The organism is Pseudomonas sp. GW821-FHT07B01 (assembly GCF_059419065.1).
In genome coordinates this window covers 104,361-113,113 of sequence record NZ_JBWKRA010000021.1, presented here as the reverse complement: position 1 = coordinate 113,113, position 8,753 = coordinate 104,361, and the positions used below count along the sequence as shown (strand labels likewise).

The window sequence follows — 8,753 nt, the reverse complement described above, 5'->3', positions numbered from 1 at the left end:
AATTCCGAAACCCCAATTGCGAAAGCAGTTGGGGTTTTGTTTTGGGCGCTCGAAAAGTGTCCGCCTTGTCCCCGCACACCTGTCCGCCCCCACCTGCGACCTGACTGGCCCGACAAATTTGCACAGTTATTTCTGAGCGACACCACTAGAATAGCCACCTAACCATTTTTAGAGTCAGAGCCCTATCTATGCCCGATCCGGTTGATGCCCACGAGGTATCGGATTTACCGCTAGACGATCTGGTGGCATGCCATGAGTGCGACTTGCTGATGCGCAAACCAACGCTCGCCCTCGGCGAAAAAGCTCAATGCCCACGCTGCGGCTACGAGCTATACGCTCACCGTCACAATGTGGTCGAGCGCAGTCTCGCCTTGGTACTGGCAGCCCTGCTGCTGTACGTCCCCGCGAACTTTTTGCCCATCATGCAGCTCAATCTACTCGGGCAGTCTTCGGAGGACACCGTGTGGAGCGGCGTCGTTGGCCTGTTCGATACGGGCATGCAAGGCGTTGCCGCCGTGGTGTTCCTGTGCAGCATGGGCATCCCCTTGCTCAAGCTTCTGTGCCAGTTGGCAGTGCTGCTCAGTATTCGCTGGAACATAGGGCGCAATTACGGGCTGCTGCTATATCGCATCTACCACCACATGAAGGACTGGGGGATGTTGGAGGTCTACTTGATGGGTGTGCTGGTGGCGATCGTAAAGCTCGCCGACATGGCCTCCATCACAATTGGCCTGGGTCTGGTCTGCTTCGTCAGTCTATTAATGGTTCAAGTTCTGCTTGAGGTGGTGATGTCGCCCCATCAGATCTGGCAAGCGCTGTCAGGAGAGGATGACCATGCGGGCGATTGATGCAGGTATTCTGATTTGTACCGAATGCCATGAGTTGAACAAGCAGGAAGCGGATAGCGAGGAGCAGCTCTGCACCCGTTGTGGCGCGTTGATCCATGCCCGTCGCCCTAATAGCCTCACACGCACCTGGGCACTGTTGATCACCGCCGCAATCCTGTATATCCCCGCTAACCTGTTACCCATCATGACGGTCAGCTCCCTCGGCCAAGGCGACCCCAGCACCATCATGTCGGGTGTCATCCAGCTGGTGCAGCACGGGATGTTTCCTATCGCTGCCGTGGTGTTCATCGCCAGTATCCTGGTACCGACCTTCAAGTTGGTCGGCATTGGCCTGCTGCTGTTCTCGGTGCAGCGTCACCAACCGCTGTCCGCGCAACAACGCATTGTGATGTATCGCTTTATCGAGTTCATTGGGCGTTGGTCCATGCTGGATATCTTCGTGATCGCCATCCTGGTGGCGCTCGTTAACTTTGGGCGGCTAGCCAGTATCGAGGCCAACCTCGGCGCTGCGGCGTTCGCCAGTGTGGTGATCTTGACGATGTTTGCCGCAGTAACTTTCGATCCCCGACTGATTTGGGATAACACGGAGTCGGACGACGACCATGAGTGATTTGCCTAAAGCTAAAACCCGCCCAGCCTCTAACTGGTCGGCCATTTGGGTGCTGCCCCTGATTGCCCTGATCATCGGTGGCTGGCTGGGGTGGCGTGCCTATTCCCAGCAAGGTATCGAGATTCAAGTTCGCTTTGAGAGCGGTGAAGGCATTCAGATCAACAAGACCGAAGTGGTCTACAAAGGCATGACCGTGGGCAAGGTCAAAACCCTGGCCCTGGATGACGAAGGCAGCAATCGCGGGGTGATCGCCACCATCGAGATGAACAAGGACGTGGAGCAGTACCTCAAGACCAACACCCGCTTCTGGTTGGTCAAGCCCAGCGTCAGCCTTGCCGGTATCACCGGCCTGGAAACCCTGGTTTCAGGTAACTACATCGCCGCCAGCCCCGGTGATGGCGAGCCCACGCGCAAGTTCAAGGCGCTCTCCGAAGAGCCGCCGTTATCCGACGCCAAGCCCGGCTTGCACCTGACCCTCAAGGCCGATCGCCTGGGCTCGCTGAACCGTGGCAGCCCGGTGTTCTACAAGCAGATTCAGGTCGGCCAGGTTAAAAGCTACCTGCTGTCTGAAGACCAGAGCACCGTCGAGATCAAGGTCTATATCGAGCCGACCTACGCCAACCTGGTGCGCAAACACACGCGTTTCTGGAATGCCAGCGGCATCAGTATCGACGCCAACCTTTCCGGCTTGAAAGTGCGCAGCGAATCCCTCTCCAGCATTGTCGCCGGAGGTATCGCCTTCGCCACTCCTGAAAACCGCAAAGACAGCCCGCCCACCGACCCGAGCCTGCCTTTCCGCCTATACGAAGATTTCGATGCCGCCGCAGCGGGGATCAAGGTCAAGGTCAAGCTCACTGACTTTGAAGGCCTGCAGGCCGGGCGTACGCCGGTCATGTACAAAGGCATCCAGGTCGGCAGCCTGAAAACCCTGAAGATCGATCCGGACCTGTCCAGCGCCAGCGCCGAGCTGACCCTCGATCCATTGGCTGAAGATTACCTGGTCGAAGACACGCAATTCTGGGTGGTCAAACCGTCCATCTCCCTGGCAGGCATCACTGGCCTGGAGGCCTTGGTCAAGGGCAACTACATCGCGATTCGCCCAGGCGACAAAGGCACCCCGCCACAACGCGAATACGTAGCCCGCGCCAAGGCCCCGCCTTTGGACCTGCGTTCCCCGGGGCTGCACATGGTGCTGCTCACCGACAGCCTGGGCTCGTTGGATGTCGGCAGCCCGATTCTGTACAAACAGGTCAAAGTCGGTTCGGTGCAGAGCTACCAGTTTTCACGCAAGAAAAAACAACTGGTGATCGGCGTTCATATCGAGAAGGAATACGAAAGCCTGGTCAACGGCTCGACGCGCTTCTGGAATGCCAGCGGCGTCACCCTTACGGGCGGCCTCACCGGCGGCATCCAGGTCAAAAGCGAGTCCCTGGCCAGCCTGATGGCGGGTGGTATCGCCTTCGAAACGCCGGAACCGAATGTGCCATTGAAACATCGCATCCCGCGCTTCCGCCTGTATGCCGACCGTGATGCCGCCAACCAGCACGGCACTCTGGTGACCATCAAAGTCGACCGCGCCGACGGCCTGAGCGCCGGCACACCGGTGCGCTTCAAGGGGCTGGATGTGGGCAAGATCGAAAGTGTCGACCTCAGTGCCGACATGCAGTCGGTGCTGCTCAAGGCGCGTATCACTCAGGTTGCGGACCGCATTGCGCGTACGGGCAGCCAGTTCTGGGTGGTCAAGCCGGAACTGGGGCTGATGAAGACGGCTAACCTGGAGACCCTGGTCACCGGCCAATACATCGAGGTGCAACCGGCCGCGAAAAACGCCGGCCCGCAGAAGAGTTTTGTCGCCCTGGCCCAGCCGCCCGAAGCGGTGCATCAGGAGGCTGGCCTGAGCCTCACACTCAGCGCCGCCCGCCGTGGTTCGTTGAAGGAAGGGGTACCGGTCACCTACCGTGAAGTGACGGTCGGCAAAGTCACCGGCTATGAGCTCGGCCAGACCGCTGACCGTGTGTTGGTGCACATCCTGATCGAGCCCAAGTACGCACCTCTGGTACGCAGTGGCAGCCGCTTCTGGAACACCAGCGGCTTTGGCCTCGACTTCGGCTTGTTCAAGGGCGCGACCGTGCGTACCGAGTCCCTGGAAACGCTGGTGGCCGGCGGGATCGCCTTTGCCACCCCGGATGGCGAGCGCATGGGTAACCCGGCACGGCCGCAGCAGACGTTCCCGTTGTTCGACAAGTTTGAGGATGAGTGGCTGACCTGGGCACCCAAGATTCCACTCGGTAAATAAACCGAGGCGCGGCTATCGCGGGCAAGCCCGGCTCCCACAGTTGGAATGCATACTTGCTGAAAATGCATATCCCTGTGGGAGCCGGGCTTGCCCGCGATGAGGCCCACAAACACACCGCAAATCCCAAACCGAAAAAAAGGCCGCGATCCAAAGGATCGCGGCCTTTTTGCCTTTCAGTACAACCCGTCAGACTTCATCCAGCTCCGGCTCGTCCGCCTGTACATTCATCGTCGCCTTCACCACATCATGGCGACGGATGTACTTCCAGTCCGCCTCATCGATGTAGATCCCGTTCGGCCCGCTGCCGCCTTCCAGGTCAATCGCCACCTGGGCAGAGACCTGCGGCTTTACACTCGCCAGGATCGGCACGAAGCCCAGCTGCAAGCTGGTTTCCAGCAAGGCGGCCTGGTTCTTCTCATCGATGTCCGCCGCCTCATCGAGGTAGTACGGCAAGCGCACACGGCCGGCCTGGTCGCGGTCCATCAAGTGCAGCAACAGGTACATGTTGGTCAGCGCCTTGATGGTCATGGTGGTGCCGTTGGACGCAGCGCCGTCGATGTCGGTATGGATCACCGGCTGGCCGTTGACCTTGGTGATCTCGAACGCCAATTCGAACAAGTCCTTGAGGCCCAACTGGTTATGGTTGGCGGCTACCAGGCGAGCCAGGTATTCCTTGGCTTCTTCGTTCTTGTTGTCCTGTTCGGCGCTCTGGCTGAGGTCGAACACCGAGAGGGTCTCGCCTTCTTCATACTGACCGGCACTGTGGATGATCTGGTCGATATGCTTGAGGGCTTCCTTGTTCGGCGCCAGCACGATGCGAAAGCTCTGCAGGTTGGACACCTGGCGTTTGTTGATCTCGCGGTTGAACAACGCCAACTGGTGTTCAAGGCTGTCGTAGTCGCTACGGATATTGCGCAGGGTACGCGCGATATCGGTCACCGCGGCACGGCGTGCCTTGCCCAGTGTCAACGCCTCATCGGTGCGATGCGCGTAAGCGTTGATCAGCAGCTGCAGGCGACGCTCCATGTCATCCTCGCTGTCGAACTTGGCTACGCCCTTGAGGCGTACCTGGGCGTACAGCGCTTCAATCTGGCCGTCAGCGCGCAGCAAGCCCTGCCAACTGTCCTGATAGTCATTGAGCAGCGGCAGCAGGTTGTCCATGGAGTCGTCGACCGGGTCCATGAATGGCGTGCCGAACGGCAGGTCCGCCGGCAAGAGCTGACGACGGCGCAACGCGTCATCCAGCGTGCGTTGCTTGGCTTCCATATCGCCGATCTGGCGGCCGACCAATTGCAGCTTGGCCGACAGTTGCTGAACGCGCTCGGTAAAGGCATCGCTAGAGCGCTTCAGCTCATCCTGGGCCGCTTCCATTTGTGCGAGGTTTTCCAGCTTCTCGCCTTCTTCGGCGCTCAGGGTCTGGGTGCGGCGGAAGTCTTCCAAAGCCTTCTGGGCGTCCAGCACCTGCTGGTACAGCGCTTCGGTCTGGGTCTTGCTTGCGGCGCGGTCGGACGCCACGGCCTGCTGGGTTTTCAGTTGCTTGAGTTCTTTTTCCAGACGTTCTTTCTGGTCACGCAACGCGGCGCGGTCCGCCAGGGCTTGCAGTGCCGGCGGCTCGATGTGCGAGATGTCGATGGACAGCCCCGGCACTTCAAAACGCTCGCCCTTGAAGCCATCGAGGATCTGCTCCAGGGATTTGACCCACTGGCCGTCCTCGTCCAGCGTGATGCCATGTTCGCCCAGCGGCAGGCTGAACAACGAGCTGTTGAACAGGCGCATCAGGCGCTCGACATCCTGCTGCGAGAACTCTTCGCGCAGCTTGGCGTAGCTGTTGTTGTCCGCGTGATCGAGCTGCTGCTTGACCGACTTCAAGCGCTTTTCCAGGTCGCGCAGGCGCTCGTCCAGGTCCTCGGCGGTGAACTGTCGCGACTGCGCCAAGGCGCCCGCCAGTTCATCGTGGGCGTCCTTGGCGGCGAGCAGTTGTTGCTCCAGCATCTTGACGTCATCCACTAGGGCAAAGCGATGCTTGAGCACCGACAACTCGCCCAACCAACGCTGGATGCCGCTGATTTCGCGCTCCAGGCGCATCAGCTCTTGGGTGCCGCCGCGCTGGTCGTTTTGCAGCGCGTCCTGCTCGTTGCGGTAGTGTTCGGCCTGGATGGTCAGCTCTTCCTTGCGCGCACTGGCGTAGTCCGACCAGGTGCCCAGCAACGAATCCAGCAGCGGCGACAGGCGATGCAGTTTGCCGCGCAGGGCGTCGCGCTGTTTCACGCCATTGGCCAGGGCTTCAACCAAGGGGCCGGCTGCCACCAGCGAGTTGTAGTCCTGCTCCATGCGTCGCACATCGCGGAAGGCTTCTTCACAGGCTGCGATGTAATCGACACTGCCCGAACGCAGGCTGTGTTCGAAGGCATCAAGGAACAGTTGCTTGAGCTTGGCCGCGGTGATTTCGCGCATGTGTAGCAGGTTGATAAACAGCGCGCGGAACGTCTTCAGGCTCTGCTCGCTGGTGGAGCGCAGCGGAATCAGGGTCAGGTCCAGCGGGATCGACGTATGCCCGCCCACCAGCAAGCGCCGCAGCTCATCAGGCTTGAGTTCGTAGGCTTTGAGGCCCTCGCGCTCAAGGTTGGTGAACAGCTCTTTCTGGCGCAGGCAGGTGTCGTTTTTCTGGTAGTGGGCCAGGTCCAGCTTACCGGCGTAGGCAAAGAACTGATGACCAAAGCCGCCGCCCGGGCCGCGGCCGACCACGCCGATGACGTGGGGGCCGTGGGGCAGCGAGACTTCTACCAGGATGTAGCTGGTGTCGGTGGCAAAGTAGAAGCGCCGTGATTGTTCCAGGGTGTACTTGCCGAAGCTCATGTCCGACATACGTGCCAGGATCGGGAACTGCAAGGCGTTGATCGAGGCGGATTTACCCAGGTTGTTGGCGCCGTACACCGACAGCGGTTCTTCCAGCGGGAACAACCCCAGGCTGTAACCGGCGGTGTTCAATAGGGCGAAGCGGCGGATGCCGTAGCGTTCCTTACTCATGCGTCGGTCTCCTGTTCTTCGGCAATGGCACGGGCCAGGGCATCTTCTTCGCTTTCCTCAGTGAAGGCGCTCAAATCCAGCGGGTCATCGGTCTTCAGCAGTTTCTCATCGCTGTCTTCGTCGATAATCACCGGTGCTGGCAGTGGCAGTACGCTGTGCACGCTGGCGGCGAGGTCGCGGTCTTGCTGCACCGACAGGCACACATCCAGGAAACGGTGCATCGGCGGCAGGAAACGGTAGATACCGTTGTCTTCGCTGGCAAAACCCAGTTGGGTCATGCGGCGCATGATTTTTTCTTCGAGTTCTTCCTGGGTCTGCACCTCGGCCTGGATAAACAGGTCACGGTATTTCTCCAGCAACGAAGGCAATTCATCACGGCCCAGGCTGCCGCCGTCGAGCACGGCAACCGGGTCGCGGCCTTGGTCGGCCAGGTGTTCGACGATGATGAAAGTAAACAAGGCCAGGCGCTGGGCGGTTTTGTTCACCTGCGCGGCAGCCACGGCAGTGTCCGGCACGAAGTAATAGAAGCCGCGGGTATCGCACACCAGCTCAAAGCCCAGCGCCTTGAACAGCGTGCGGTACTGGTCCTGGAAGTTCGACAATTGCGCGTACAGCTCCGGGTCGCGGCGGCTGACGTGGTAACCCTTGAACAGCTCGCGAAAGATCGGCGCCAGTTGGGACAGTTCGGATAGATCAAGATGCATAAGGCGTGCTCGCAGAATTCTCGGTGGCATCGACGCCGGCCGGGAGCAGGGCGAAGGAGCGCAGGCTGACCTGGTGCTCGTGGGTGTGGTAATCGCGACGTTCCAGGCGCTCGCGCTTGAAGCGTTTTTCCCGGGACAGGCGCGAGAACCAGTACAGCAATTCATCGGTGGCGCCGTCCGGTTCCTGCTCCAGCAGCCAGGTCATCAGGTCCGGCATCGGCAACGCGTCTTCGCAGCGTTCAAGCATTTCCTTGACCGTACGCGGTGCGCGCGGGGCTTCGCCTTTGTGGGACTTGTGCGCCTTGGGGAAACGCGCCGGTTTCGGCTCGAAATTCGCCAAGGCATACACATAGGCTTCGACCTGGCTGGCACTGCCCAGGAAGGTACTTTGCGGCCGCGTGAACATCGGCATCGCCGCTTGCGGCACCGCGTCCAGGCCTTTGCGGCGAATCGCCGACAGGGCCAGCGCCGCACCGCGAGTCACGGCGTTATGCCGGCGTGCTTCTTCACGCAGCGGCAGCAGCAACTCCCGCGCATGGCGCAAGGTCAGCTGGGCGCTGGTTTGCATCTCGAGGATGCGCGCATGGGTGCGCAGCAGCATGTCGTCATCTACCAGGTGGCCAAGACGCTGTTGCTCGGTGAGCATGCGCAGCAGCACGTTTTCCACCTTGCGTACGCCTTGCTCGAAGGCGCCGTCGGCGTTCACCAGTTGGATCATCGGCTCGACGTACTCGTCCCAGGTCGCCAATACCTCGGCGTAACGCTGGCGCAACGGGATCTGGCGGTCGCTGGTCTTGGCGCGGTCGGCCACGGCGGCGAGGGCTTGTTCGTCGTTGGCGAGTTTTTTGAGCACATCGCGCACGCGCATATCCAGAAGGCGCAGTTGCCGGGCCAGGTCGTGGCCGTCACGGATGTCGAAGGCGTCCTGGATGTAACCGGCCAGACGCTCCAGGTGGCGCAGGTAGGCTTCGATTTCCAGGCACAGGCCGAGCCGGTGCTCCTTGCGAAGATAGGCGAGGAAGTCGTGGATCTGCGCGTTGAGCTCGAAACGGTTCGGGCTCTTGGCGACAGGCACCAGGATATCCAGGCGAATCCACACGTCCAGCAGGCTGGTGATGTCCTGGGGCGTGCTGTCCAGTTGTTGGGCGGCCAATTGCGCGCGCAGCTCGCCCAGGCTCAGGGTGCCTTGGTCGAAGTGTTCGCACAGAGGCTCAAGTAAGGCCCAGTGTTCGGCGAGGGCGCGCAGGACGCGCTTGGGTTCGATCATG

6 protein-coding genes are annotated in these 8,753 nt (G+C 60.5%); 3 read left to right on the top strand and 3 right to left on the bottom strand.

The window, feature by feature from the left end; genetic code table 11:
• Positions 1-188: 188 nt before the first annotated feature.
• The 3 genes from AC07S6_RS21305 to AC07S6_RS21295 are packed head-to-tail and all read left to right on the top strand — an operon-like array spanning position 189 to position 3,754.
• A complete protein-coding gene (locus tag AC07S6_RS21305; RefSeq protein WP_034128130.1) occupies positions 189-848 on the top strand; it encodes a paraquat-inducible protein A in 660 nt (219 codons plus the stop codon).
• The gene (locus AC07S6_RS21300) at positions 835-1,458 is read left to right on the top strand and encodes a paraquat-inducible protein A (protein ID WP_054897181.1); all 624 of its coding nucleotides are present in this window, start codon (positions 835-837) and stop codon (positions 1,456-1,458) included. Before AC07S6_RS21305 ends, AC07S6_RS21300 begins: the two co-directional genes overlap by 14 nt.
• Positions 1,451-3,754, top strand: a complete 2,304-nt coding sequence (locus AC07S6_RS21295; protein WP_019817032.1) for a PqiB family protein — start codon at positions 1,451-1,453, stop codon at positions 3,752-3,754. Before AC07S6_RS21300 ends, AC07S6_RS21295 begins: the two co-directional genes overlap by 8 nt.
• Before the next feature lie 186 nt (positions 3,755-3,940).
• On the opposite strand, the gene mksF is transcribed toward AC07S6_RS21295, so the two are convergent.
• Genes mksF through mksB form a run of 3 tightly spaced genes read right to left on the bottom strand, consistent with a single transcriptional unit; the run spans position 3,941 to position 8,752 of the window.
• Complete coding sequence (gene mksF, locus AC07S6_RS21290; RefSeq protein WP_495112972.1) at positions 3,941-6,781, bottom strand: Mks condensin complex protein MksF; 2,841 nt, start codon at positions 6,779-6,781, stop codon at positions 3,941-3,943.
• Positions 6,778-7,485, bottom strand: a complete 708-nt coding sequence (gene mksE / locus AC07S6_RS21285) for an Mks condensin complex protein MksE (protein ID WP_014716783.1) — start codon at positions 7,483-7,485, stop codon at positions 6,778-6,780. Before mksE ends, mksF begins: the two co-directional genes overlap by 4 nt.
• Positions 7,475-8,752 carry an Mks condensin complex protein MksB gene (gene mksB / locus AC07S6_RS21280; RefSeq protein WP_014716784.1) on the bottom strand — a complete coding sequence of 426 codons (1,278 nt, stop codon included), beginning with the start codon at positions 8,750-8,752 and terminating at the stop codon, positions 7,475-7,477. Before mksB ends, mksE begins: the two co-directional genes overlap by 11 nt.
• Between the last annotated feature and the right edge of the window lies 1 nt (position 8,753).

Bases quoted from the DNA above. Each gene is read 5' to 3' on its own strand.
- AC07S6_RS21305 (WP_034128130.1), top strand. From the start codon at position 189: ATGCCCGATCCGGTTGATGCCCACGAGGTATCGGATTTACCGCTAGAC.
- AC07S6_RS21300 (WP_054897181.1), top strand. From the start codon at position 835: ATGCGGGCGATTGATGCAGGTATTCTGATTTGTACCGAATGCCATGAG.
- AC07S6_RS21295 (WP_019817032.1), top strand. From the start codon at position 1,451: ATGAGTGATTTGCCTAAAGCTAAAACCCGCCCAGCCTCTAACTGGTCG.
- mksF (WP_495112972.1), bottom strand. From the start codon at position 6,781: ATGAGTAAGGAACGCTACGGCATCCGCCGCTTCGCCCTATTGAACACC.
- mksE (WP_014716783.1), bottom strand. From the start codon at position 7,485: ATGCATCTTGATCTATCCGAACTGTCCCAACTGGCGCCGATCTTTCGC.
- mksB (WP_014716784.1), bottom strand. From the start codon at position 8,752: ATGATCGAACCCAAGCGCGTCCTGCGCGCCCTCGCCGAACACTGGGCC.